Here is a 24,301-nt window from a genome sequence, read left to right on the forward strand (position 1 = left end):
GCTACTTCTGCGCCGCCAGCTTGTCGATCTTGTCGGCTGCGGCCTTGAACGCGTCTTCGACGCTGCCGCTCCCGGAGATCACGGACTTCGTGTAGGCGTCCCGCAGGGCCTGCATCTGGGCGATGGTGTTCGGGCCTGAAGGGTCATCGACGGTGCGGGCGGCCTGCGATCCGAACTCCTTGTAGTCCGGGTGCGCGGTGAAGTAGTCGGCGTAGACCGTGGACAGCTGATCGCGGATCGGCATCTGGCCGGTCACGTTGAGGAGCTTGCTGTCCTCATCCTTGCTCGTCGCGAACTTCAGCACATCCCAGGCCGTGCCCTGGTTCTTGCACGAGGTGTACATGCCGATGTTCTTGGCGTCGGGGAAGGTGTAGGTCTTCTCCGGGGTGGTTCCGTCCTTGGTCGGGACGGGGACCGAACCCCACTTGACCTTGTCGCCGTAGTAGGCGATGGCCCACGGGCCGACGATCGCCATCGCGGACTTGCCGTCGGCGAACGCGTCGCCCTGGTACTGCTCATTGCCGGCGAGACCGTCGCTGTAGATGGTCTTCCAGAAGTTGGCGACGTCCATCGCCTCCGGGCTGGTGATGGTCGCCTTGCCGTCCTCGATCATCGACTTTCCGTTGCTCTCCGCGGCGTACAGCGGCAGGAAGTCGAAGTTCACCTGGAAGAACTCGCTCGTCGGCGCCGGGTAGATCGCGTAGGGCGCGGCTCCGCTCGACTTGATCTGCTTCGCGGCCGCGAGGAACTTGTCGTAGGTCGAGAGGTCGGGGTTGTTCGGATCGAGCCCGGCCTTCTCGAAGAGGGTCTTGTTATAGAAGATCATCACGGGGTTCGACTTCCACGGCATCTGGTAGTAGTCGCCGTCTGCCGACTTGTACTGCTTGGCCGAATCGCCGCTGCGCGTCTCGATGTACGAGTCGCCGTCGGAGAACTTCGAGAGGTCGACGAGGCCGCCGGCCTTCTGGAACTGCCCGGTCGCCGCCGGCAGGTTGTTGAACACCAGGCACGGTGTCGTGCCGGCGGTGATGGCCGCCCCGATCACCTCTTCTGTGCTCTTGCCGGCCGGCACCTCCTGCGCCTTGATCTGCTCCTTCGGGTGCGCGGAGTTCCACGACGCCACCATCGCCTTGCCCCACTGGAGCTCCTGGGCGTTGTTCGAGTACCAGAGGGTGATCGGGCCGTGGGCCTTCATCGCATCGCTCGAGCTGCCACCGCTCGACCCGCACGCGGCGAGCGATCCGGCGAGAGCAGCAGCGGTCACGATGCTGATCAGTATTCTGCGTCTTTGCATGGTTCTTCGGTTCCTTGTCTTGTTTCAGTGCTGGCCGGTGGAGGGCGCCGCTGTGGAGGCACGCACCACCAGTCCGGCCGGGGGGAGGGTGACGTTCGACGTCTCGCCGTCTTCGACGAGGCGCAGCAGGGCGGTGGCCGCAGCGATGCCCCATTCGGTCGGGTCGTTGTCGAGCGTCGTCAGGGAGGGATAGATGTAGGTGCCGATCTGAGAGCCATCCAGACCGGTGATCGAGAGGTCGCGCGGCAGGCGCAGGCCTCGTTCGTGGGCGACGCCCATGCCGGCGACGGCCATCGGGTCGTTGCCGTAGACGATCGCGGTCGGCCGCCGGGGACCGTCGAGGAGAGCCTTGGTCGCCCCGGCTCCCTGCTCCGGCGAGAAGTCCGTGGCGATGACGTTCGGGACCAGTCCGGCCTCTCGCATCGCATGCTCGTAGCGTTCCCGGCGGCGGCGGCCGTGCAGCATCTGTTCGTCGCCCGATACGTGCGCGATCTCACGATGCCCGAGGGAGATGAGGTGCTCCATAAGTGCGTCGATGCCCTCGTCGTAGTCGCGTGAGATCACCGGGAACACGCTGTCGGCGGTCGGCGAGCCGAGCGATACGGCGTGCATCCCGAGGCTCTCGACCAGCCGGATGCGCATGTCGTCGGCCAGGAGGTCGGTGAGCAGGAAACCGTCGACCCGCTTGTCCGTCGAGAGCCGCTCGTAGGCGGCGGCCTCGGCGTCGTGGTCCGCCGCCACACTGAGCACCAGCACCTGGCCCCGCGCCGAGAGCACCGTCTCGACTCCCGCGATGAAGGCCGGGAAGAACGGGTCGACCTCGATCGTCCGCGGGTCGCGGCGCAGGATCAGCCCGAGCGCGTACGCGCGGCGCGTGGTGAGGCCGCGGGCGCCGGGGTTGGGGCTCCAGCCGAGGTCGCGGGCGGCGCCGAGGATGCGGTCCCTGGTCTCCGGCGCCACCCCGCGGCGTTCGTTGAGCGCGAGGGAGACGAGTCCTTTGCTCACGCCCGCCGCCTTGGCGACATCGTTGATCGTGATGCGGGCACTGGTCATCGGGTGCTCACCGTCGTGAATCCACCGGGCTCGACGGAGATCGTCGCGCCCGAACCGGCATGCGTGGTCGCCGCGGCCTGGCGCCCGAAGCGGTCGTATCGCGTGACCGTGGCGGAGCCACCGGCCGGCAGGGTCTGCGTCGCCCGGCGATCGGTCGCGTTGACGTAGACGTCGAGACCACCGGATGCGCCCGCCAGCCCGAGGTGCGAGACGACGGGCTGCACGAGCACGGCGTCGAGGTGCACGGCTCCCTTCACGGTCGCGGTCAGGCCGGTGGTGCCGGCGGGAGCCGAACCGCGCAGGGTCTGAGGCAGCAGGAACACGGGCGACGGAGCGATCCCCTGCGGGGCGCGGGCCGCGTTCGCGCTCGAGCCGAGCGCTGTCGGCCGTCCCGCTCCGGTCGCGGTCCAGGTCGTGCTGCCGGAGAGTCCGGCGCCGAGGTCGGCGATCGGCAGGATGCGGTGAGCTCCCTGACCCGCCGGGAGGGCGACCGTGATGGTGTCGCCGGCGGCGGCGTTCACGTACGCTCCACCCGACCAGTTGGCGGATCCCGTCCAGGCGCTCGGCGGGGTGACGACGGTCGCGGAGCCGGTGAGGGCACCGCTCTCCGCCTCGACGACGGTGATCCCGTCGGTCGCGGTGGTGCGGGTCAGCGACGTCGCAGCCGCGGCGACGGACGGATGCGCATCCAGGGCCAGCATCGAGAGCTCGGTGTGGATCGTCGACTCGGCGCCGCAGTTGCGGTTCACCGTGCCGTCGGAGGCGATGCCGTCGACGCAGACTCCCGTCGCCGGGTCGTACACGGGGACGCCGGCCGGGTTGGCGCCGAAGTACCAGGCCGCCTGAGCGCCGGCGAGCTGATCGAGTCCGCCTGCCCGGGTCGCGTCGGCCACGGCGAGCAGGCCCTGGATGCGGGAGTCCACGCCGTAAGCGATCTGCGTACGATCGGCCGGCGTCGGGGTCCAGCCGTTGTCGGGGCCACCGGAGGCCAGCAGTTGCGCGGTGAACTGCGCGGTGTCGACCGCGGCGGTCTTCTGGAGGTCGCCGCGGTGGAGGACGACGGCTGCACGCGAGAGCGCTGCCGGCTCCATGCCGCCCCAGGCGTGCCAGAACGTCGGGGAGTTCGCCTCGGGGAGCACAGCGCCGAACGGCCACTGGCCGATGCCGCCGCTGGAGAGCCGGCCGACCCCCGCTGCGTACCGCTGCAGTGCCTGTGATGCCGCGCGGTCGCGCGGATCGGCTGCGACGTACGCGGAGAGTCCGAGCAGCGCCTCCGACGTGGCGCTCGCGCTGCCGACGATGAGCCAGGCGGGGACGCGCACGCCGTTCGCGATCGAGGTCTCGCCGTAGTGCGAGAGGGACTGGCGGTCGAGGGCGGCGACGGCCAGCTGCAGGCGCTGCTGCAGGAACGACGCGAAGGCCCGGTCGGAGTGCGCGAACGCTGCATACCCCTCGCCGAGCGCCCACACCGTGCGCGCGAGCCAGAACGACTCGGCCGAGTCACTGGGGTCGGGCTGTTCGACCGGGATGGCGCTCGGGTTCAGCGCTCCATCGGATTGCTGCCAGAGCACCACGTTTCCTGCGTTCGGGCCCGAGCTCGTCTGCAGGTAGGTCAGCGAGCGGAGCAGCTGGAACGCGGATTCGCGGCTCGACGCGGTGCCGTTCTGCTTCCAGTCCCGCAGGTAGACGACGGCCGCGCGCGAGATGTCGTCGGCGTCGAAGGCGCCCTGGGCGTACCAGCCCTTCGCCGCGTCCGTGATGGGGCCGCCACCGACGTGGCGGAACGTCCCGTCGGCGTTCCGGTCGGCGTACACCCACGGAGCACGGGCGGTCGGCTGGGCATCCTGCCGGTAGGTGGTGTGACCGGCGACCCCGGCCTTCAGTGGCACATCGGCCAGCAGCCAGTCGAGGTGCGCGAGGTTGGTCAGCTTGGCCGGCGCGGGTTTCGTCGCTGAGATCGCCGCGGCGCTCGTTGCGGCGCTCGCTGTCATCGGCAGTGCTGTGGCGATCAGGGCGGCGCCGGCCATGGCGGCGATGGCCGCGGTGACTCTGCGCACGTAGTGGGGGGTCGAGTGGTTTCGCATCGTTGCGTTCCTTACGTCTAAACCGGTTTAACGGACCGTAGGCGCATGATCGGGACTTGTCAACCGCTGCGCCCCCGACGAGACTGGCGGAACCGGACATCGACGACCGAGGGAGCTGGAATGGAATACAAGGACATCCCGACCAAGGCCGACATCGAGAGGATCGCAGCCTTCCGGGAACCGGGATGCGTCAGCATCTACCTGCCGACCGGCACCGTTCCCGCCGAGGCGGACCGGGCAAGGATCGAACTCAAGAACCACCTCGCGCAGGCGGTCAAACACCTCGAGGACGACGGCATCCCGAAGACGCGCATCGCGGCCATCGCCCACGAGGGCGAGAGCATCCTCGAAGACCGCGACTTCTGGCGGTACCAGTCCCGCTCGCTCGCCGTCTTCCTCAACGGAGAGGTCAGTGAGACCTTCCGGCTCCCCAATCGGCTGGGCTCATCGTGCGATGTCTCCGACCGCTTCTACGTCAAACCGCTGCTGCGGGCCGTCACGTTCCCGCAGACGGCCCTGGTGCTCGCGCTCGCCGGCAACTCCGTCCGGCTGATCCGTGTCTCCCCGGAGGCGCCCGCCACCACGGTCGACGTGCCAGGGATGCCGCGCGACGTAGCGAGTGCGGTCGGACTGTCGTCGGTCAGCGGACGAACGGCCGATGGCCGCATCCAGGGATCCGAGGGCCAGAAGGTGCGGCTGCTCGAATACGTGCAGGCCATCGACCGTGCACTGCGGCCGATGCTCGCCAACTCGACCGAACCGCTCATCCTCGCCGCGGCCGAGCCGTTGATCGGGATCTTCCGCGGGGCGAACAGCTATCAGCACCTCGTCGACCAGGTGATCGCCGGCAACCCCGAGGAGAAGACCGACGAGGAGCTCGCCCAGGCCGCCCGGCTCGTGCTCGACGCCGTGTACGCGAAGAAGATCGCCGCGCTCAAGGAGGACTTCGAAGCGCGCATTGCGGCCGGCACAGCCCTCGTCGACCTGAGCGACATCGCCAGAGCGGCGACCTACGGCGCTGTCGAGGCCTTGATCGTGGACATCGAGCAGCGCGTGCCGGGAACACTGGACGACGAGACGGGCGCCATCACGCTGGACGCGGAGGACTCGCCGGGAAACTACGGTGTCGTCGACGAGATCCTGCGGCGGTCGCTGGCCTCGAAGGCGAAGATCTACGCGTTGCGGGCCGAAGACGTTCCCGGCGGGGGAGTCGCGGCGGCCGCGGTGCGCTTCCCGGTGTGAGCCGCCTCAGCGCGGCGTGAGGGCGTTCACCAGGGATTCCTGCACCCAGGCGAGCCAGTCGTAGGCGGCACGCATGAGCGCCGATTCGGTGTCGTGCACGTCGCCTTCGTCCCCGTCCTGCACGATGCCGAGTCGTGCGCCGATCACGAGCCGGATGTCCGTGATCGCCCGCAGCCACGAGGTCGACGCGGCGGTGTCGAGCCGCACCTCGATCCGGCCGGCACCGGCGCTCGCCAGGGTCTCGACGACGACGCGCGCGTTCGTCGCCTTGCGCTCGGCCAGTCCGTCGGCGGTGAAGCGCCGGAACTCCGCCGAGGCGGCGGGGTCGCCGGGGTAGGCGTCGGGGAGCAGGCGGATGAGCGCGGGATCCGCCTGAAGTCCGGCCCCCGCTCGCGCCGCGTCGGCCAGCGCGGCACTCTCGGTGGCGAGCTGCACCAGGAGCTCGACCTCCTCGGGTTCGAGCACCGCCGAAACACTGCCGTCCCGCTCGCGCCGGAAGGCTTTCATCCGTCCGCCTTCGTCAGCGTCGCCCACAGGCCGTACTCGTGCATCGCCTCGACGTGCCGCTCCATCTCCTCGCGGGTGCCGGTCGCCACGACGGCGCGGCCCTCCAGATGCACGAGCATCATCAGGCGATCGGCCTCCTTGCGCGGAAAACCGAAGTACGTCTGGAACACGTAGGTCACGTACGACATCAGGTTCACCGGATCGTTCCAGACGATGGTCACCCAGGGGGAGCCGAGGGCGAGCTTCTCATCGAGAACGGTGTCCTCACGAGTGCGTGCGTCGGTCATCCCGCCCCCAGGAAATCGCTCACGTCGGCCGTGATCGCCTTCCTCACCGCGGGCGAGTCGATCGTCGCCGTCCCGTCGCCCGGCTGTTTTCCGTAGTCGCCGAAGCTGGCGTGGTTCGCGCCCTCGATCGTGCTGAACGTCGCGTCGGCGGGGAGGAGCGAGCGGGTGTCCGCGATCTTCTGCGGCGTGCTCAGCCCGTCTTCGCTGCCGGAGATGCTGAGCGCGGAGATGCCGGACCTCGAGAGATCGTTCGCGCAGTAGCTGCCGAACAGCACCAGGCCGGTGACCTCGCCCTCGGCGGCGTACTGGCAGGCGCGCACGCCGCCGAGCGAATGTCCTCCGACGTACCAGTGCGAGACATCCGGGGCGGCGTCGGTGAACGTCGAGAGCGGCCGCTGGTCGAAGAACGCCAGGTTGAGGATGGGCTTGGTCACCACGACGGTCAGCCCGGTCTCGGCGACGGCGCCGGACAGCTTGTAGAGGTAGGCGTACGGATCGACGCGGGCGCCGGGGATGAAGACCAGGCCATCCCCGGAAGGCGTGCCGGTCGGCGCCAGCACCACCGAGTCGCCGTGGTCGGTGATCGACACCGCCGAGTCGTTCCACACGGTGTCGAGGGGCCCGCGTTCCGCGGGCATGGAGGTGTTCGCCCAGACCAGGAAGCCGATCACGACGAGCACGACGACGGCGACCACCCAGGCGACGGTCGTCCTCGTGATCCTGAGCCAGCGCGGAGCAGGTTTCCGGTGCCAGCTGGGCTCGGCGACACCGCTCATGCGGCCGGGCTCCCCGCGACGTCGGCGATCGCGTCGGCGGCGCGCACCAGGGTGAGATGGGTGAGCGCCTGCGGGGTGTTGCCCGCCTGCGAGCGTCCGCTGACGTCGTACTCCTCCGACAGCAGGCCGACGTCGTTCGCCAGCGCGAGCAGCCGGTCCATCAGCGCGCGGGCGTCGTCGACGCGACCGGAGCGCGCGTATTGCTCGACCAGCCAGAACGAGCACGCCAGGAACGGATGCTCGCCGGGAGGAAGACCGTCGACGCCCTTCTCGGTGCGGTACCGCAGCAGCAGCCCGTCGCGCAGCAGGTCGTGCTCGATCGCGCGCACGGTGCCGAGCATCCGGGGGTCGTCCCAGTCGCAGTAGCCGACCTGGGCGAGCTGCAGGAGCGACGCGTCGACCTCCGTGCTGCCGTAGGACTGCACGTAGGTGCCGCGTTCGGGGTCGTAACCGTTCGCCTCGACGTCGGCCCGCACCTCATCGCGGAGCTTGCGCCAGCGGGCGACGGGGCCCTCCTGGCCGTGCTCCTCGACCGCGCGGACCGCGCAGTCGAACGCGGCCCAGACGAGCACCTGCGAGTGGGTGAAGTACTGCGGGTCTCCGCGGATCTCCCAGATGCCGTGGTCGGGCTCGCGCCAGTGCTGCTCCAGGTACCCCATGAGCGCGCGCTGGAGCGCCCAGGAGAACCGGGTCTCGGTGACGCCGCTCCTGCGGCCGTGGTCGAGCGCGAGCATCACCTCGCCGATGACGTCGGCCTGGAACTGCCGCGAGGCGTCGTTGCCGATGCGAACGGGCGAAGCGCCCTGATACCCGGGGAGGCTCGTCAGGATGTGCTCGCCCAGGTCGCGCTCGCCTGAGAGTCCGTACATGATCTGAACGTCCGCCGGATCGCCCGCCACCGCGCGCAGCAGCCAGTCGCGCCAGTGGTCGACGGAGTCGTCGTAGCCGTGGGCGAGGAGAACGGAGATGGTGAGCGATGCATCCCGGAGCCACACGTAGCGGTAGTCCCAGTTGCGTTCGCCGCCGAAGTTCTCGGGGAGCGAGGTCGTGGCAGCGGCGACGATCCCACCGGTCTGCAGATGCGTCAGCGCACGCAGCAGCAGGAGGGACCGCACGACCTCCTGCCGGTACGGGCCTTCGTGCTCGCAGCCCTCCGCCCATTTCGTCCACCAGGTGCGGGTGCGCTCGAGTGCCGCCCCCACATCGAGCCGGGCCGGCGGCTGCCGGTGCGAGCGATACCAGGTGAGACTGAGGTCGACGGTCTTGCCCGCCTCGACCGCGAACTGCCCGGCGTGCGCGTGGTCTGTGGCCTTGAGGTTGGCTCCGCGCACGACGATCGCATCCGGGCCGGCGACCGCGATGAGCGCCGGCGGATGCTCGGAGTCGTCCTTGCGCACCCAGGGGATCGCCGTCGCGTATCCGAACCGGATGCGCACCTCCTGCTTCATCCGCACGGTGCCCCTGATGCCCCGCACCCGGCGCACGATGTCGGCGCGCCCGTCGCCCATCGGCATCGCGTCGATCACTTCGACCTCGCCCTCGGACGATGTCCAGCGCGTCACGAGGATCATGGTGTCGCCCTCGTACGAGCGGGTGGAGGTCGCCTCGGCGTCGACGGGCGCGAGGAGCCAGCGCCCGTGGTCCTCGGTGCCGAGCAGCGCGCCGAACATGGACTGCGAGTCGTAGCGCGGCAGGCACAGCCAGTCGATGCTGCCGTCCCGTCCGACGAGGGCCCCCGTGAAGCAGTCACTGATCAGGGCGTAATCCTCGATGGGGAGCGACATGCTCTCCAGTATGGCCGGTACTGTGAGAGCCATGACGCAGACGGTCGGCACTCTCGTGATTCTCGGAGGCAGCAGCGATCTCGCCTCGCGGTTGCTGCTCCCAGCCCTCGGACAACTGCTCACCAACCACCCGGAACGGCGTCTCCAGCTCGTCGGTTCCGGCAGCGAGGAATGGACGGATGCGCACTGGCGCTCGGTCGTGCGCTCGTCGTTCAAGACCGTCTCGGCGAGCGGACCTGCGATCGAGGCGCTGCTCGAAGACACGCGCTACCTGACCGCCGATGTGACGAAGCCGGATGACCTCGAGCGCATCCTCGACGCCTGCGATGCGACTCCCGCGCTGTACTTCGCCCTGCCGCCGGCGGTCACCGCCCTCGCCTGTACGGCGCTGGCGAAGATCGAGCTCCCCGAGGGCATCACGCTCGCCCTCGAGAAGCCGTTCGGCACGGACCGTCGCACGGCGATCGCGCTCAACAAGCAGCTGGCGAAGCTGGTGCCGGAAGACCAGGTGCATCGCGTCGACCACTTCCTCGGCCGTTCGACGGTCTACAACATGCTCGGCCTCCGCTTCGCCAACCGCATCTTCGAGCCGGTCTGGAGCGCCGAGCACATCGAGCGGGTCGACGTCATCTACGACGAGACGCTCGGGCTCGAGGGACGCGCCCGTTACTACGACAAGGCCGGCGCGCTGGTCGACATGATTCAGAGCCACCTACTGCAGGTGCTCGCTGTGCTGGCGATGGAGCCGCCGTCGACACTGGATGCCCAGGACCTCCGCGACGGCAAGGGCGCTGTGCTGCGCGCGACCCGCTTGTGGCAGGACAGCCCGACGGAGTCGAGCAGGCGCGCCCGGTACACCGGCGGCACTGTCGAGGGCGAGAAGGTCCCCGCCTACGCCAAGGAGCCCGGCGTCGATCCGGATCGCGAGACCGAGACACTCGCCGAGGTCACGTTCCAGATCGACACCTGGCGCTGGGCGGGCGTTCCGTTCACGCTGCGCTCGGGGAAGGCGCTGGGGGAGCGGCGCCGCGAGGTCGTTGTGACCTTCAAACCCGCTCAGCACGTGCCGACGGGACTGACGGGGACGAAAGAGCCGACCAAGCTGCGCATGATGCTCGCGCCCGACGAGATGCAACTCGAACTCAACGTCAACGGCCCGGGCGATCCGCTGCAGATCGAGCGGGCGTCGATGTCGGTGGAGTTCGGCCCCGGTCAGCTCCTGGCGTACGGCGAGGTCCTCGAGGGCATCCTCGACGGGGATCCGTCGCTGTCCGTGCGGGGCGACACGGCCGTCGAGTGCTGGCGCATCGTCGCTCCGGTGATCAGCGCCTGGACGAAGGACGAGGTCGCACTCGACACCTATCGCGCCGGCTCGCGCGGACCGTCGGAGTGGCGACCGCTCGGTTGAGCACGCTTCCGCCGGAGGACGGAAAGCCTGAACGCGAGAGCGTCAGGCTGCGGCGCGCTCGATGATGGCGGGGATCTCGCCGGTGACCGGCTTGCGGAGGTCGGTCCACACGGTGATCGGGGCCGGCTCCCAGCTGAACGCTGCCGGTTCGGACGCATCCGCCGTCTCGACGGTGACGTCGACCATGGTCACCTCGGCGGCGACGTGCTGCGCCTCGGTGCGGGCGACGACCTCGGCGGTCTCGACCTCGGGTTCGGTGACGGCGGCTGCGGTCTCGACGAGTTCGCCGGCCTCCAGGCGACGGCGTGCATCGACGAGGGTCGCGGTGATGGACAGCGAGACGGATTGCGCCAGCACCGAGTGGAAGATGGCGTCGGTGTCGTCGTCGGAGCGTCGGGAGACGGTCCATTCGCCCTTCGCGCCGATCAGCTCGGCGATCTTGACGTGAACCAGCTCGAGGATCTGCACCTCGCTCAACTGCGGAACGGGGACTGGAGCCGCCGGAACCGCGGCGGCGTGCCGCCTACGACCAAACATCGCGCAACCCCTTCCAGGTTGATATCACTGCTGTGATACCAGTGTCCTGGACATTTCCTGCGAATCAGGGCGGACACGCCGCGTGATCAGCGCGATTTCTCGCTGATTTCCGCCTCTTTCGACTCCTGCACGACCGTTCCGACCGCGATGGCCAGAGCGATGCCGGCGTTGATCCACATCAGCACGATGCGCCAGTCGCGCGGACCGCTCCTGCTCGACTGGATGGTGGACCACAGGCCGACCGCCGCGCTGATCACGGCGCCGTTGAAGAAGAACTTGCGCATCCGCTCCCTTTCGCTCAAGGCACCCACGCTAGCGGGTGCGTTGTGCAGCGTACGCCGTCGACTACAGTCGGACCAGCCGCCTGGGCAGTTCGGGAAAGGGAGTGGATGCGCACAGCGATCGTCGGCGCCGTGCTCCTCGTGCCCGGCGGGATCGCGGTCGCGACCGGCGTCCTCCCGCTCGCCGAGGCCGCAGAGCTCTGGGAGCGCGTGTGGCCCATCCTGCTGTTCGTCGCCGCCGTGACCGTCGTCACCGAGCTCGCGGCGGAGGCGGGTCTGTTCACGGCGATCGCGCAATTGACCGCGCGCTGGGGCCTGGGTCGCGCCTGGTTGCTGTGGATCCTGGTCGTGCTCTTCGCGACCCTCTCGACCATCTTCCTGTCGCTCGACACGACGGCGGTGCTGCTGACCCCGGTCGTGATCGTGCTCGCCCGGCACGCCGGCCTCAACCCGCTTCCGTTCGCCCTGACGACGGTCTGGCTGGCGAACACCGGCTCGCTGCTGCTGCCGGTGTCGAACCTCACCAACCTCCTCGCCCAGCACGCGATGGGCGATCCCTCTCCTGGAGAGTTCGCCGCGCTCACCGCGGCGCCGGCCGTGGTGGCCGTCGTGGTGCCCGCCGTCGCGGTGTTCCTCATCGCACGCCGGTCGCTGCTGGTGCGCTACGAGCCGGGGGAGGCCGAGCCGATCGGGGACCGGGTGCTCTTCTGGTGGAGCGCGGCGGTCGTGGCCGCACTCGTCCCCGCGCTGGTGTCGGGCATCGCGGTGTGGATCCCCGCGGTGGCGGCTGCCGTGGTGCTGATCACGGTGTTCGCCGTGCGCCGGCGCAGCGTGCTGCGGTTCTCGCTGCTGCCCTGGCAGCTGATCCTGCTCGCGAGCGGGCTGTTCCTGTTCATCGAGGCTCTGCACGCGGTCGGCCTCGGCGCGCTGCTCTCCGCAGTCTCGGGCACCGGTGAGTCGCCGCTCGACCTGCTGCGCCTGTCGCTCACCGGCATGGTCGGCGCGAACGCGATCGACAATCTTCCGGCCTATCTCGCCCTGGAGCCGGTCGCGAACACGCCCGTGCGCCTGGTCGCGCTCCTGATCGGCGTGAACGCCGGGCCGCTCATCACGCCGTGGGCGTCGCTTGCGACCCTCCTCTGGCACCAGCGGCTGAGTTCGCTCGACGTGGAGATCCGCTGGAGCCGCTACGTGCTGCTCGGCCTGATCGTCGCACCGATCACGGTGGTGCTCGCCACCCTCGCCCTCGCGGTGACGTCCGGCTGAGCGCCGGCCAAGCACCGCCCGCGACGGCAGGCCTACTCGGCGGGCAGTAGCTGCGTGACCCGCACGATACGGCGGCGGGCGACCGCGATCAGCGTGAGCGCGAAGCCGAAGGCCGCCCAGAGCAGCAGGCCGCCGAAACCGCGCCAGACCCCGTCGGTCGACTCGACCACCCCGCGGAACGCGGTGATCGCGGCCGAGGTCGGCAGCCATTGCATCGCTGTCGAGAAGAACCCGGGCACCGTCGAGATGATGCCCGACGCCAGCGTGATGACCACGACCAGCATCGAGACGAACCTGCCGACCCCGCCCAGCAGCGCGACGAGCCCCTGGTTGACGGCCGCGAAGGCGATACCGGCGACCGCGGCGATCGCGGCGAACCCGAACCACTGGCCGACGTCGAGCGACAGGGCGAACTGCATGATCCCGGCGATGAGCACCCCCTGCACGGCGCCGATGACGGCCCCGGGAACGAACCCGTCGAGGGCGATCCGACCGGATGCGCGGGTCGTGAGCAGCGCGCGCTTGGACACGGCCTGCAGCACGAGGAAGGTCGCAAGGGCCCCGAGCCAGAGTGCCACCGCCCCGAACAACGGGATGCTGGACTCACCGAACGCGGCGACGTCACCGGTCTTCTGCGTCACCGGCTCCGACGCCACGGACGCCAGGTTCGTCCGGTCGGACTTCGAGTAGCTCGGCAGTTGCGCGGTCGCCTGCTTCAACCCGCTCGAGAGCGACGCCGCCCCGGACGCCGACGCGTCGGCTCCGGCCGCGAGGCCGGTGAGCCCGTCGTGCAACTGCGTGGTGCCCGAGGCGAGCTGCGAGGCGCCGTCGGCCGACTGGGCGGCGCCATCGGCGAGCTGCGCCGCGCCGGAGGCGGTCTTGGCGGCACCGGAGGCCAGGCCGGACGCCCCGCCCGCGCTCTGCGTCAGGCCGGAGGCGACGGCGGAGGCGCCCGTCGCGCTCTGCGCGATCCCGCCGGTCAGTGCCGGCATCCCGTCGGCGAGCTGGGCGGCTCCCGCAGCGATGCCGGCTGTGCCTGGAACCCCGTTGACGGTCGCAGCCGCCTTCGCGATGCCGCCGCACAATTCGGCGCTTCCGCCCTCGGTGATGCATCGGGTCTGCAGCGCGCGCAGGTCACCGCCGAGGCCCGAGATCGCACCGGACAGCTGCTTCGTCTGCGCCGGGAGGGCCTGCGTCTTGCTCTGGAGAGTGCTCAGGCCGCCGGACAGGGCGGAAGCTCCGCCCGACAGCTTGGTCAGCCCGGTGGCCAGTGACGAAGCCCCTGTCGAGAGCTGCGAAGCCCCGGACGACAACGCCGAGGCGCCATCGGAGAGCTGCGAGACGCCCGACGACAGACCGGAGGCGCCGGTGCCCAACTGGCCGGCGGCATCCGCGAGCTGATGGGTGCCGGTGGCGAGCGTGCCGATGCCGCCGGAGAGCTGCGCCGCCCCGCTCGACGCCTTAGCGATCTGGTCGTGCAACGTGTTGAAGCCCACGTAGACGTTGTCCAGATAGGTCGACGTCAGCTGTTTGTTCAGCACGGAGGTCGCCGTGCTCGTCACTGCCTGGCTGATCGCCGGATCGACGAGCTTGGACTCGGCCGACGTCTGCACGTCGATCGTCGCCTGCGTGGCGTCTGCCGCCGCTCCTGCCGGGGAGGTCGCCGCCTCCGAGAAGTCCTTCGGGATCGTGACGACGGACACGTAGGTTCCGTCGGCGAGGCCGCTGGCCGCATCCTTCTCGTCGGTGAGCACCCAGCTGAAGTTGTCGCTGGTCCCGTCGAGCAGGCCGGCCGAGAGCTGTCGCCCGAGGGGCACGGTCTGCCCGCCGACCTTCACCGGCTGGTCGAGGTTGACCACGGCGGCCTTCACGTCGCCGAGGCGCTCGGTCGGGTTCCAGAGCGCCCAGACCAGCAGCCCGCCGATCACGAGCGGCACGAGCAGGATGCCCGCGATGGTCAGCCAGGTGACGCGCTTGTCGGACCGCATCCGTTCGAGCGAGAAGATCGAGCGCGGGCGGCGGAGCGGGGCGGAGGACGTTGGCATCAGACGATCGCCTTTTCGGGGGAGCGGTGGGTGTGGAGGGTGTCTGCCGGCGCGCCGTGGCCGAGCAGCACGGTGCTCGGCTCGACGGTCTCGGGGAGCAGGTCGTCGAGGGCGTCCGGTTCCACGCAGCTCACGACGAGCGCGAACGCGCGTTCCTCGAGGCGGGCGCGGCTGAACGCGTCGGCGAGCTCGTAGCGGATGCGCCGGCGCTCGACCGGGTCGGTCACCGTGTCGACGGCATCGAGCGCCAGCACGTTCGGGTGCCCGGTGAGGGCCCTGCGGAGGTCGTCGACGGGGGTCTCCGTTGCGCCGAACCGCACGACGGCGGTGCGCGACCGCACGGCGGCGGCGCGGGTCGGCAGCACGAACCCGGCGACCTTGATCGTGCCGGCATCCGGCTTCGTGCGGCCCGTGACGGCCATCAGCAGGGCGGAGGCGGCGGTGCGGTCCCCGCCGTGCACCACGAGCGCGTCGCCGTCGCCGAGGCGGAACGACACATCGGAGAACAGCCGTTTCTTCTTGGCGCTGATCGCGAGGCCGTCCGCGGCGGCGATGTACGGATGCCCGGGCTCGGGCCAGTCCGCGAGCTCGAGCTGCTTCTGCAGTCCGTCGCCCTCCACGTCGAACGAGGGGAGAACGCGGTCGAGCCAGCGCGGCATCCACCAGGCCTTGTCGCCGAGCACCTTGAGCACGGCGGGCACGAACGTCATGCGCACAATGAAGGCGTCGACGAAGACGCCGACGGCGAGGCCGAGGGCGATCGGCTTGATCGATGTGTCCCCCTCGGGCACGAAGGCGGCGAAGACCGAGATCATGATGATCGCGGCCGCCGTCACGACCTTGGCCGAACCCACGAACCCGCTCTCGACCGCGCGCCGGGCGTCGCCGCCGTGCACGTAGTCCTCGCGGATGCGGCTGACCAGGAACACCTCGTAGTCCATCGCCAACCCGAACAGCACGCCCATCAGGATGATCGGCATGAAGCTGATCACCGGGCCCTCCTTCGCGAGGTTCAGGGCGTCGCCGAACCAGCCCCACTCGAAGACGGCCGCGACCGCGCCGAACGCGGCGCCGACTGAGAGCAGGTAGCCGAGGGCCGCCTTGATGGGAACGGCGATCGACCGGAAGACCATGGTCAGCAGCACGAGGGACAGCCCGACGACGAGGATGCCGAACGGCAGCAGTGCGCCGCCGAGGCGGTCGGAGACGTCGATCTGGGCCGCCGTGTTGCCGGTGACCTTGAGGTCGACGCCGTACTCGTCGAGGAAGTGCTGATGCTTCGCCCGCAGATCCGAGACGAGCTGGGCCGTCTTGGGGTCATCGGGGCCCGTGGTCGGGATGACCTGCACGATGCCGGTGTCCGCGGTCTGGTTCGGGGTGGCGAGCGGCACGGACGAGACGCCGGGCATCGCTGCGATCTCGTCGCCGATCTTCGTCATGAGGCCGACGGGATCGGTGCTCGAGATGATCGATCCCGTCACGATGAGCGGCCCGTTGTAGCCCGGTCCGAAGTGCTCGGAGATGAGATCGTAGGTGACCCGCGCCGGATCGCCAGGGGCGTGCGAGCCGGCATCCGGGAGCGCGAGGCGCAGCTGCGTCGCCGGGATCGCCGCGATCCCGAGCACCGCCACGACGGCCACGATCGTGGCGATCGGGAAGCGGGTGACCGTGCGCACCCAGCCGCGGAAGAAGCCGGGAGGGATCTCGGCCTTGGCCGCGTGCGCGAGGGTCGGCGCGGCGGCGGTGCCGACCGGGGCAGGCGTCGGTTCGCCCGCGGCCGCTGCTGTGGCGGCGGCCTTCTTCGCGGCTCGCTTCGCCGCTCGCCGCCCGGGAGTGATGCGCGCGCCGGCGAAGCCGAGCAGCGCCGGCGTGAGGGTGAGGGAGATGAGCACGGCGACGGCGACGGCGACGGCAGCAGCGATGCCCATCGTCGTGAGGAACGGGATGCCGGCCACCGACAGTCCGACGAGAGCGATGATCACGGTGATGCCGGCGAAGAGCACGGCCGACCCGGCGGTCGCCACCGATCGGGCCGTTGATTCCTCCGGTGGGACGCCGGCCTTCAGCTGGCTCTGATGCCGGGAGATGATGAACAGCGAGTAGTCGATGCCGACCGCGAGACCGAGCATGAGCGCGAGCAGGGGGGTCGTCGACGAGATCGGTCCGAAGAGCGTCGCGATGAAGATCAGCGCCATCGAGAGCCCGACCCCGAGCAGGGCGGTGAGCAGGGGCATCCCGGCGGCGAGGAACGATCCGAAGGTGAGGATCAGCACCACGAGCGCGATGCCGACACCGAGGAGCTCGGTCACGCTGAGGGTCGGCAGGCTCTGGGAGAAGAGCGCACCGCCGACGGCGACCTGCGAGCCGTCCGGCAGGGCCTTCTGCAGGTCGGCGCCCGCCGTCTTCAGGTCGGTCTTCGTCTCGGCCGGCACTGTGGTCATCTGACCCTTCAGCTGCACGGTGACGATCGCGGCCGATCCGTCGTCGGAGATCGTGTTCTTGACGGTCTCGCTGTACGGGGAGGTGACGCCGGAGACCCCGTCGAGCTTCTCGAGCGACGCGACGGCGTCTTTCACGGGCTGCTCGATGTCGGCGTCGCGGACGGTGTCGCCCTTCGGGGCGACGATCACCAGCTGGGCCGACGTGCCGCTGACCTGCGGGAACGTGCGACTGAGCGTGTCGAGCGCCTCTTGGGACTCGGTACCCGGGATGCTGAAGGAGTTGTCGGTGCCCTGATTGAACAGCACGGCGCCACCGCCGAGGGCGACGAGGAGGACGATCCAGAGCGACAGCACCAGTTTGCGGGCGCGGAACGCCCAGCGGCCGATCGAATACAGAATCGAGGACACGCGTTCTCCTACGTATCGGTGACACAACAGCATCAGGGAAGGGTTTCGATACACCGTCGTATCCGATACTCGAATGTATCGGATACACTGATGTATCTGGACCTCGACTCAGGAAGGTTTCAGCTTGGACACGACAGCTCTCAGAGAAGATGCCCCGGTCGATTCGGCGCGCCGCCAGAAGACCCGCGCACGCCTGCTCGACGCGGCGTTCGAGATCTTCGCCGAGCACGGAGTGCACGCCGCGAGCGTCGAGATGATCACCGAGGCGGCCGGCTTCACGCGCGGCGCGTTCTACTCGAACTTCTCCAGCAAGAACGAGCTGTTCTTCGCCCTGATGGAGCGCGAGAAGTCGCTGCGCATCGAACAGCTCAACGAGGGCGTCGCGCAGTTCCTCGCTCCGGCGGTCGGCGGAGGTGCCGCGCTGGGTGACGATGCGGTCGTCGAGATCATCACCAAGGTGCTCGAGCTGCAGTCGGACGACCGGCGTTGGTGGCTCGTGCAGTCGGAGTTCCAGCTGCTGGCGATGCGCGATCCCGAGATCTCGGCCGGCTTCCTCGAGTATCAGGACGGCTTCGTCCGCGAGCTCACCACCATCGTGGTCGAGGCGCTCACGTCGGCATCGCTCCGTTTCACGATCGACGCAGAAGAGGCCGTTCGGGTGATCGCCGAGCTCTGCGCGAACGCCGAGGCGCGTGCCCTGCTCGCCGGCGACGAGCGCAAGCTCTCCGAGCGGCTGTCGGCCAGCGTGCCGGCGATCATGCTCGCGCTGACCGAGCGTCTCTGACCGGGTGTCTCTGACCGGGCGTCTCTGACCGGGCGCAGCGGGTTCGCGGCCCGTATCGAGCGATCGTCAAGCCTGCGCCGGTAGCGTAGACCGGATGCGACGCAGAACCCTCCTGATCCCGATCATCGCCATCGTCGCTGTCGGCGCGCTCGCCGGAGCGGGCGCCATCGCGTGGGCGGCGAGCCGCGGCGGAGCCGAATCGCCGTCCGCAGCCGTGCCGGAGGTCCCCACCCCGACGCCGACCCCGACGCTCGACCCGTTCCCGAAAGAACCGCTCACCACCGAGACGCGTTACGTCGCGCTCGGCGACTCCTTCGCAGCCGGGATGGGCGCCGGCGACGAGCAGGGCCGCTGCCTGACCAGCGACAAGGCCTATCCCGACCTGTTCGCCGAGGCCTCCAAGGTCGACCTCATCGCCAACGCCGCGTGCAGCGGCGCCACCACCGGCGACCTCCTCAAGCGCCAACTCATCGCACTCGACGACCGCACCGACCTGGTCACGATCAGCGTGGGCGGCAACGATCTGGGCGTCGCGGCGATCGCGGCCGACTGCTCGGCGGGCAAAGCGGTCGCCTGCCGCACCGAGGTGTCATCCGGTCTCTCGCTGCTCAACGTGCTGCCCGAGCGTCTCGACACCGTCTACTCGGCCGTGGCGCAAGCCGCACCCAACGCCCGCATCGTCGTCACCGGGTACGCCACGCTCTACGACGCGTCCGACCCGAGCGCGTCCGACTTCGGCATCGCCGCCACGATCAACGCCGCCACCGTCGGACTCAACCAGGTGATCAGCGACGCCGTCGACGCCCAGCGCGCCAAGGGGATCCCGATCACCTTCGTGGGAGTCGACTTCGACGGTCATGGCATCGGCAACAAGGATCCGTGGGTCAACGCGACGGGCTACACCGCCTTCCACCCCACGGCGGCCGGCTACGAGGAGTACTCGCGCGAGCTCGTGCGGCTCCTCGGCACTGCCGGCTAGGAGCGGCGCACCGGCAGCATCGACGCCAGAGCCCGGCGGCTGCGCGAGAACCGCGGATGCGCGGCGACGGCCGCATGCGTGCGGGCGAAGTCGAGGGTCTCGCGGAGCAGCGCGAGACGTTCGTCCTCGGTGCGCGCCTTGCGGGTGTTGACCTCGGCCACGATGCTCCCGTCCCACCGACGGGCGGCGAGCATCCGGAGCACCTCGGCGACCGGCTGGCCGCCGTGGCCGGGAAGCAGGTGCTCGTCGAAGACCCGGGAGTCGTCGAGCGCGCCCGAGCCGTCGCACAGGTGCACGTGCCGCAGCCGGTCGCCGAGCTCGGCGGCGAAGTCGAGGGAGTCGAGCCCGCTGAGGGCGGCGTGCGAGAAGTCGAGGGTTACTGCGTCGCAGTCCATCGCGCTGGGATCCCAGCCGGGGGAGTATGCCGCGAGCGAGCGGCTGCCCACCTTCCACGGGAACATGTTCTCGACCGCGATCTCGACACCGCTGTCGGTCGCCGTGCTGCGCACGATGTCGAGGAACCCGGCCGCGTAGTCGGACTGCCACCGGAACGGCGGATGCACGACGACGGTCTCGGCGCCGACCGCCTTCGCGAGTTCCGCGGACCGCTCGAGCTTGACCTGCGGGTCGCGGCCCCAGACGAAGTGGGTGAGCAGCAGCACCGGGGCGTGGATGGACAGGATGGGCATCCCGTACCTGGCGGACAGGGTGAGGAGCGATTTGGCGGACTGCGTGACCTCGTCGCGGGTGACCATCACCTCCACTCCGTCGTAGCCGGCGAGCCGGGCGTAACGGAAGGCGTGCTCCGTCGAAAGCGGATACACGCACGAGGTGCTCATGCCGATGCGCATCACAGTCGTCACTCTAATCACGCCCGCTGAACTCCCGATGGCCGTTCGGCGAACGCGCGGCAGACTCCCGGTTCCACGACGCTGGTACCCTGACTGATAGTGCGCACGACCGGCGACAACGACGGATTGGACCCACCATTTCAGCTCAGACCGACAGCACCACGGGCAGCGACGCGGCCGCGGACAACACAAGCTACGACCTGGTGATCGTTTCCAATCGCCTTCCGGTCGACCGCGTCATCGACGACGACGGCACCGCGACGTGGCGTCCGTCGCCCGGTGGTCTCGTCGCTGCGCTCGAACCCGTGATGCGGGCGGAAGACGGCATCTGGATCGGCTGGGCCGGTGTAGCCGACGAAGACGTCGAGCCGTTCGAGGCCGACGGCATCAGCATCCACCCCGTGCGGCTCAGCGAGCAGGAGCTGCAGGAGTACTACGAGGGATTCTCGAACGACACCCTCTGGCCGCTCTATCACGATGTGATCGCGCCGCCGAGCTTCCACCGCGAGTGGTGGGAGAGCTACGTCAAGGTCAATCAGCGGTTCGCGGATGCTGCCGCCGCCGTCTCGGCCAAGGGCGCCGTGGTCTGGGTGCACGACTACCAGCTGCAGCTCGTCCCGGCGATGCTGCGGGCGGTGCGGCCCGACCTCGTGATCGGCTTCTTCAACCACATCCCGTTCCCGCCCTACGGCATCTACTCCCAGCTCCCGTGGCGGCGCCAGATCATCGACGGACTGCTCGGCGCCGACGTCATCGGCTTCCAGCGGGTGGCGGACGCCGGCAACTTCTCCCGCGCTGTCCGACGGCTCAAGGGCTACGAGACCCGCGGCCCGATCATCGAGGTGCCGATCGACTCCGACGATCCGGAAGCCGGGTCGCACCGACACGTCACGATGAATCGCCACGGCGGCCTGGTGCGCACCGTGCTCGCACGGCAGTTCCCGATCTCCATCGACGCCGAGCAGTACCAGACGATGGCGCGCCGGCCCGAGATCCAGGAGCGTGCCCGCCAGATCCGCGAGGAGCTCGGCAACCCGCAGACGATCATGCTCGGCGTCGACCGGCTCGACTACACGAAGGGCATCGGCCACCGACTCAAGGCCTTCGGCGAACTGCTCGCCGAGGGCACGCTCTCCGCGGAGGACGTCACGCTCGTCCAGGTCGCGAGCCCGAGCCGTGAGCGCGTCGAGACCTACAAGCAGCTCCGCGACGAGATCGAGCTGACGGTCGGCCGGATCAACGGCGACTACTCCACCCTGGGGCACACCGCGATCGCCTACCTGCATCACGGCTACCCCCGCGAGGAGATGGTCGCGCTCTACCTGGCCGCCGACGTCATGCTGGTCACCGCCCTGCGCGACGGCATGAATCTGGTCGCCAAAGAGTACGTGGCCACCCGTGTCGACGACGACGGCGTGCTGGTGCTCAGCGAGTTCGCCGGAGCGAGCGACGAGCTGCGCCAGGCGCTGCTCATCAATCCGCACGACATCGAGGGGCTCAAGGAGACGATCCTGCAGGCCATCGCGATGCCCAGGCGCGAACGGGTGCGACGGATGCGCGCGTTGCGCAAGCGCGTGCTCACCAACGATGTGGCGAAGTGGTCGGCGTCGTTCCTCGACGCCCTGACGCGCAGTGCGCACGGCGACCACCCGCTGCAGAACCCGCCGGTCAACCGGCGCTGAACCAGAAAGAAGCATGACCGAGACACCTCTTCCCACTCCCACCGAGTCCGCCATCGCGCTGGCCGCCGCCCTCAAGCAGTTCGCGGCCGCCGATCGCGTGCTCCTCGCGCTCGATTTCGACGGCACACTGGCGCCGTTCGTCGACAAGCCCAAGTCGGCGAGAGCGCTTCCGGAGTCGAAGGCGGCTCTCGAGAAGCTCGAGCGCACGCCGGACACCTGGGTCGCCTACGTCTCCGGGCGTCCGCTGTCGAGTCTCGAGATCGTGACGGAGGCCGACGAGGACGCCCTGCTGATCGGCTCGCACGGCGTGGAGGTGCGGTTCGGGCGCGATGGCGTCTCGCTCGACCTCAGTGACGAGGAGCGGTCGACGCTGACCCGTCTGGGCGAGGTGCTGCAGCAGCTGGTCGACAGCGTTCCCGGCACCCGGCTCGAGGTGAAGCCGGTCGGCTTCGGCGTGCACTACCGGCTCCTCGAGGAGACGGACGGCGCCGACGTGGTGCGCCGGGCCTACGAGGCCGCTGCGACGGTGAGCGACTCGCTCACCATCCGCGACGGCAAGGACATCATCGAGTTCTCGGTGCGCGGCGCCGACAAGGGCGACGGCATCGAGCGCCTCCGCGAGTACACGGCGGCGAACGCTGTGCTCTTCGCGGGCGACGATGTGACCGACGAAGACGGCTTCCGCGTGCTGCGCGTCGAGTCCGGCGACATCGGCATCAAAGTGGGCGACGGCGAGACTCTGGCGCAGTTCCGGCTCGCCGACGAGAAGGCCGTCGCGGCCATGCTGACACTGCTCGCGGAGGCCCGCGCGTCGCGCGCGTGACACATGGTCCGAGTGGCATGCGCGACGTCCTAGAGTTGATCCATGCCTGACATCGATTGGAAACCGCGCTCACGCGTCGTCACCGACGGCATCGAAGCAACCACCAGCCGGGGGATGCTTCGAGCGGTCGGTATGGGCGACGCCGACTGGGAGAAGCCGCAGATCGGCATCGCGAGCTCGTGGAACGAGATCACCCCCTGCAACCTGTCGCTCGACCGCCTCGCACAGGGCGCGAAAGAGGGAGTGCACTCCGGCGGCGGCTATCCGCTCCAGTTCGGCACCATCTCCGTTTCCGACGGCATCTCGATGGGCCACGAGGGGATGCACTTCTCGCTCGTCTCCCGTGAGGTCATCGCCGACTCGGTCGAGACCGTCATGATGGCGGAGCGCCTCGACGGCACCGTCCTGCTCGCGGGCTGCGACAAGTCGCTCCCCGGCATGCTGATGGCCGCCGCGCGCCTCGACCTCTCCGCGGTGTTCCTCTACGCCGGCTCGATCGCCCCCGGCTGGGTCAAGCTCTCCGACGGCACCGAGAAGGACGTCACGATCATCGACTCCTTCGAGGCCGTCGGCGCCTGCAAGGCGGGCAAGATGAGCGAAGAGGACCTCAAGCGCATCGAGTGCGCCATCGCACCGGGCGAAGGCGCCTGCGGCGGCATGTACACCGCGAACACCATGGCGTCGGTCGCAGAGGCGCTCGGCATGAGCCTCCCCGGCTCGGCAGCGCCGCCCTCGGCCGACCGCCGCCGCGACTACTTCGCCCACCGCTCCGGCGAGGCCGTGGTCAACCTGCTCAAGCTGGGCATCACCGCGCGCGACATCATGACCAAGGAGGCGTTCGAGAACGCCATCGCCGTCGCGATGGCGTTCGGAGGCTCCACCAACGTCGTGCTTCACCTGCTGGCGATCGCCAGGGAGGCCGAGGTCGACCTCACCATCGACGACTTCAACCGCATCGGCGACAAGGTGCCGCACATCGGCGACCTCAAGCCCTTCGGCAAGTACGTCATGAACGACGTCGACCGCCACGGCGGTGTCCCCGTCGTCATGAAGGCGCTCCTCGACGCCGGCCTGCTGCACGGCGACTGCCTCACCGTCACCGGCAAGACCGTCGCCGAGAACCTCGCCGAGATCAACCCGCCCGCTCCGGACGGCGAGGTCATGCGCTCGCTCGACAACCCCATCCACGCGACCGGTGGCATCACGATCCTCAAGGGCTCGCTCGCCCCCGAGGGCGCCGTGGTCAAGACCGCCGGCTTCGACGCCGAGGTGTTCGAGGGCCCCGCCCGTGTGTTCGAGCGCGAGCGTGCTGCCATGGACGCACTCACCGAGGGCAGGATCAACGCCGGCGACGTCGTGATCATCCGCTACGAGGGTCCGAAGGGCGGCCCGGGCATGCGCGAGATGCTCGCCATCACCGCCGCCATCAAGGGCGCAGGCCTCGGCAAGGATGTACTACTATTGACCGACGGACGATTCTCAGGCGGCACAACCGGCCTGTGCATCGGCCACATAGCACCCGAAGCGGTGGACGCAGGTCCCATCGCCTTCGTGCGCGATGGTGATCTGATACGGGTCGATATCGCGGCTCGCTCCCTCGACCTACTTGTCGACGAGTCTGAGCTGACCGCCCGCCGTGAAGGCTGGGCGCCGCTTCCTCCGCGCTATACCCGTGGCGTTCTCGCTAAGTACTCCAAGCTCGTGCACTCCGCTGCGGAGGGCGCGGTCACGGGGTAGTCCGCGCCCCACTATCAACCGTTACGTACGTT

20 protein-coding genes are annotated in these 24,301 nt (G+C 69.4%); 8 read left to right on the forward strand and 12 right to left on the reverse strand.

Annotation, left to right across the window (positions count from 1 at the left end):
* Window position 1 precedes the first annotated feature (1 nt).
* From PKE84_RS16010 to PKE84_RS16020, 3 genes are read right to left on the reverse strand one after another with little or no spacing between them, the layout of a single operon-like run.
* Entirely contained in the window at window positions 2-1,294 is a 1,293-nt protein-coding gene (locus tag PKE84_RS16010; protein ID WP_271178255.1) for an ABC transporter substrate-binding protein, read from the reverse strand.
* Window positions 1,295-1,318: 24 nt separating this feature from the next.
* Window positions 1,319-2,347, reverse strand: a complete 1,029-nt coding sequence (locus PKE84_RS16015) for a LacI family DNA-binding transcriptional regulator (protein WP_271178256.1) — start codon at window positions 2,345-2,347, stop codon at window positions 1,319-1,321.
* Window positions 2,344-4,431 carry a hypothetical protein gene (locus PKE84_RS16020; RefSeq protein ID WP_271178257.1) on the reverse strand — a complete coding sequence of 696 codons (2,088 nt, stop codon included), beginning with the start codon at window positions 4,429-4,431 and terminating at the stop codon, window positions 2,344-2,346. The genes PKE84_RS16015 and PKE84_RS16020 overlap by 4 nt, the downstream gene beginning before the upstream one ends.
* A 120-nt stretch (window positions 4,432-4,551) precedes the next feature.
* On the opposite strand from PKE84_RS16020, the gene PKE84_RS16025 reads away from it, so the two are divergent.
* Window positions 4,552-5,673 carry a baeRF8 domain-containing protein gene (locus PKE84_RS16025; protein WP_271178258.1) on the forward strand — a complete coding sequence of 374 codons (1,122 nt, stop codon included), beginning with the start codon at window positions 4,552-4,554 and terminating at the stop codon, window positions 5,671-5,673.
* 6 nt (window positions 5,674-5,679) lie between these two features.
* Here PKE84_RS16025 and PKE84_RS16030 read toward each other — a convergent pair whose 3' ends face one another.
* From PKE84_RS16030 to PKE84_RS16045, 4 genes are read right to left on the reverse strand one after another with little or no spacing between them, the layout of a single operon-like run.
* On the reverse strand, window positions 5,680-6,180 hold the full coding sequence (locus tag PKE84_RS16030) for a DUF2017 domain-containing protein (protein ID WP_271178259.1): 501 nt from the start codon (window positions 6,178-6,180) through the stop codon (window positions 5,680-5,682).
* Entirely contained in the window at window positions 6,177-6,467 is a 291-nt protein-coding gene (gene clpS / locus PKE84_RS16035; RefSeq protein WP_271178260.1) for an ATP-dependent Clp protease adapter ClpS, read from the reverse strand. The genes PKE84_RS16030 and clpS overlap by 4 nt, the downstream gene beginning before the upstream one ends.
* Window positions 6,464-7,243, reverse strand: a complete 780-nt coding sequence (locus PKE84_RS16040; RefSeq protein ID WP_271178261.1) for an alpha/beta hydrolase — start codon at window positions 7,241-7,243, stop codon at window positions 6,464-6,466. The genes clpS and PKE84_RS16040 overlap by 4 nt, the downstream gene beginning before the upstream one ends.
* Window positions 7,240-9,027, reverse strand: coding sequence for a glycoside hydrolase family 15 protein (locus tag PKE84_RS16045; protein WP_271178262.1), 1,788 nt, complete (start codon window positions 9,025-9,027; stop codon window positions 7,240-7,242). The genes PKE84_RS16040 and PKE84_RS16045 overlap by 4 nt, the downstream gene beginning before the upstream one ends.
* A 31-nt stretch (window positions 9,028-9,058) precedes the next feature.
* On the opposite strand from PKE84_RS16045, the gene PKE84_RS16050 reads away from it, so the two are divergent.
* On the forward strand, window positions 9,059-10,435 hold the full coding sequence (locus PKE84_RS16050) for a glucose-6-phosphate dehydrogenase (protein ID WP_271178263.1): 1,377 nt from the start codon (window positions 9,059-9,061) through the stop codon (window positions 10,433-10,435).
* A gap of 42 nt (window positions 10,436-10,477) precedes the next feature.
* Here the strand turns inward: PKE84_RS16050 and PKE84_RS16055 are convergent, their stop codons facing one another.
* Entirely contained in the window at window positions 10,478-10,972 is a 495-nt protein-coding gene (locus PKE84_RS16055; protein ID WP_271178264.1) for a hypothetical protein, read from the reverse strand.
* An 86-nt stretch (window positions 10,973-11,058) separates the two neighbouring features.
* Window positions 11,059-11,274 (reverse strand): hypothetical protein, encoded by a 216-nt coding sequence (locus tag PKE84_RS16060; RefSeq protein WP_271178265.1) that lies wholly within the window; start codon window positions 11,272-11,274, stop codon window positions 11,059-11,061.
* An 87-nt stretch (window positions 11,275-11,361) separates the two neighbouring features.
* Between PKE84_RS16060 and PKE84_RS16065 the strand changes: the two genes are divergently transcribed.
* On the forward strand, window positions 11,362-12,519 hold the full coding sequence (locus PKE84_RS16065; protein WP_271178266.1) for an SLC13 family permease: 1,158 nt from the start codon (window positions 11,362-11,364) through the stop codon (window positions 12,517-12,519).
* 32 nt (window positions 12,520-12,551) lie between these two features.
* Here the strand turns inward: PKE84_RS16065 and PKE84_RS16070 are convergent, their stop codons facing one another.
* Both PKE84_RS16070 and PKE84_RS16075 read right to left on the reverse strand, forming a co-directional pair.
* Window positions 12,552-14,564, reverse strand: a complete 2,013-nt coding sequence (locus PKE84_RS16070; RefSeq protein ID WP_271178267.1) for a YhgE/Pip domain-containing protein — start codon at window positions 14,562-14,564, stop codon at window positions 12,552-12,554.
* A complete protein-coding gene (locus PKE84_RS16075) occupies window positions 14,564-17,413 on the reverse strand; it encodes an MMPL family transporter (RefSeq protein ID WP_271178268.1) in 2,850 nt (949 codons plus the stop codon). Before PKE84_RS16075 ends, PKE84_RS16070 begins: the two co-directional genes overlap by 1 nt.
* A gap of 124 nt (window positions 17,414-17,537) precedes the next feature.
* Between PKE84_RS16075 and PKE84_RS16080 the strand changes: the two genes are divergently transcribed.
* Both PKE84_RS16080 and PKE84_RS16085 read left to right on the forward strand, forming a co-directional pair.
* Window positions 17,538-18,197, forward strand: coding sequence for a TetR/AcrR family transcriptional regulator (locus tag PKE84_RS16080; RefSeq protein ID WP_271178269.1), 660 nt, complete (start codon window positions 17,538-17,540; stop codon window positions 18,195-18,197).
* 94 nt (window positions 18,198-18,291) lie between these two features.
* The gene (locus tag PKE84_RS16085) at window positions 18,292-19,176 is read left to right on the forward strand and encodes an SGNH/GDSL hydrolase family protein (protein WP_271178270.1); all 885 of its coding nucleotides are present in this window, start codon (window positions 18,292-18,294) and stop codon (window positions 19,174-19,176) included.
* On the opposite strand, the gene PKE84_RS16090 is transcribed toward PKE84_RS16085, so the two are convergent.
* Window positions 19,173-20,030: a sugar phosphate isomerase/epimerase family protein gene (locus tag PKE84_RS16090; protein ID WP_271178271.1), complete on the reverse strand. Its 858-nt coding sequence runs from the start codon at window positions 20,028-20,030 to the stop codon at window positions 19,173-19,175. The two genes, PKE84_RS16085 and PKE84_RS16090, sit on opposite strands and share 4 nt — an antisense overlap.
* A 200-nt stretch (window positions 20,031-20,230) precedes the next feature.
* Between PKE84_RS16090 and otsA the strand changes: the two genes are divergently transcribed.
* The 3 genes from otsA to ilvD are packed head-to-tail and all read left to right on the forward strand — an operon-like array spanning window position 20,231 to window position 24,269.
* Window positions 20,231-21,709: an alpha,alpha-trehalose-phosphate synthase (UDP-forming) gene (gene otsA / locus PKE84_RS16095; RefSeq protein WP_309297492.1), complete on the forward strand. Its 1,479-nt coding sequence runs from the start codon at window positions 20,231-20,233 to the stop codon at window positions 21,707-21,709.
* A 13-nt stretch (window positions 21,710-21,722) separates the two neighbouring features.
* Window positions 21,723-22,532, forward strand: a complete 810-nt coding sequence (gene otsB, locus PKE84_RS16100) for a trehalose-phosphatase (RefSeq protein WP_271178272.1) — start codon at window positions 21,723-21,725, stop codon at window positions 22,530-22,532.
* A gap of 42 nt (window positions 22,533-22,574) precedes the next feature.
* Window positions 22,575-24,269, forward strand: coding sequence for a dihydroxy-acid dehydratase (gene ilvD, locus PKE84_RS16105; RefSeq protein ID WP_271178273.1), 1,695 nt, complete (start codon window positions 22,575-22,577; stop codon window positions 24,267-24,269).
* Window positions 24,270-24,301 lie beyond the last annotated feature (32 nt).

This window comes from Leifsonia poae, assembly GCF_027921845.1.
Classification (GTDB): Bacteria; Actinomycetota; Actinomycetes; order Actinomycetales; family Microbacteriaceae; genus Leifsonia; species Leifsonia poae.

What these genes read in the sequence shown, in the direction of transcription:
- PKE84_RS16010 (WP_271178255.1), bottom strand. Translation starts at nt 1,294, where the DNA reads ATGCAAAGACGCAGAATACTGATCAGCATCGTGACCGCTGCTGCTCTC.
- PKE84_RS16015 (WP_271178256.1), bottom strand. Translation starts at nt 2,347, where the DNA reads ATGACCAGTGCCCGCATCACGATCAACGATGTCGCCAAGGCGGCGGGC.
- PKE84_RS16020 (WP_271178257.1), bottom strand. Translation starts at nt 4,431, where the DNA reads ATGCGAAACCACTCGACCCCCCACTACGTGCGCAGAGTCACCGCGGCC.
- PKE84_RS16025 (WP_271178258.1), top strand. Translation starts at nt 4,552, where the DNA reads ATGGAATACAAGGACATCCCGACCAAGGCCGACATCGAGAGGATCGCA.
- PKE84_RS16030 (WP_271178259.1), bottom strand. Translation starts at nt 6,180, where the DNA reads ATGAAAGCCTTCCGGCGCGAGCGGGACGGCAGTGTTTCGGCGGTGCTC.
- clpS (WP_271178260.1), bottom strand. Translation starts at nt 6,467, where the DNA reads ATGACCGACGCACGCACTCGTGAGGACACCGTTCTCGATGAGAAGCTC.
- PKE84_RS16040 (WP_271178261.1), bottom strand. Translation starts at nt 7,243, where the DNA reads ATGAGCGGTGTCGCCGAGCCCAGCTGGCACCGGAAACCTGCTCCGCGC.
- PKE84_RS16045 (WP_271178262.1), bottom strand. Translation starts at nt 9,027, where the DNA reads ATGTCGCTCCCCATCGAGGATTACGCCCTGATCAGTGACTGCTTCACG.
- PKE84_RS16050 (WP_271178263.1), top strand. Translation starts at nt 9,059, where the DNA reads ATGACGCAGACGGTCGGCACTCTCGTGATTCTCGGAGGCAGCAGCGAT.
- PKE84_RS16055 (WP_271178264.1), bottom strand. Translation starts at nt 10,972, where the DNA reads ATGTTTGGTCGTAGGCGGCACGCCGCCGCGGTTCCGGCGGCTCCAGTC.
- PKE84_RS16065 (WP_271178266.1), top strand. Translation starts at nt 11,362, where the DNA reads ATGCGCACAGCGATCGTCGGCGCCGTGCTCCTCGTGCCCGGCGGGATC.
- PKE84_RS16070 (WP_271178267.1), bottom strand. Translation starts at nt 14,564, where the DNA reads ATGCCAACGTCCTCCGCCCCGCTCCGCCGCCCGCGCTCGATCTTCTCG.
- PKE84_RS16085 (WP_271178270.1), top strand. Translation starts at nt 18,292, where the DNA reads ATGCGACGCAGAACCCTCCTGATCCCGATCATCGCCATCGTCGCTGTC.
- otsB (WP_271178272.1), top strand. Translation starts at nt 21,723, where the DNA reads ATGACCGAGACACCTCTTCCCACTCCCACCGAGTCCGCCATCGCGCTG.
- ilvD (WP_271178273.1), top strand. Translation starts at nt 22,575, where the DNA reads ATGCCTGACATCGATTGGAAACCGCGCTCACGCGTCGTCACCGACGGC.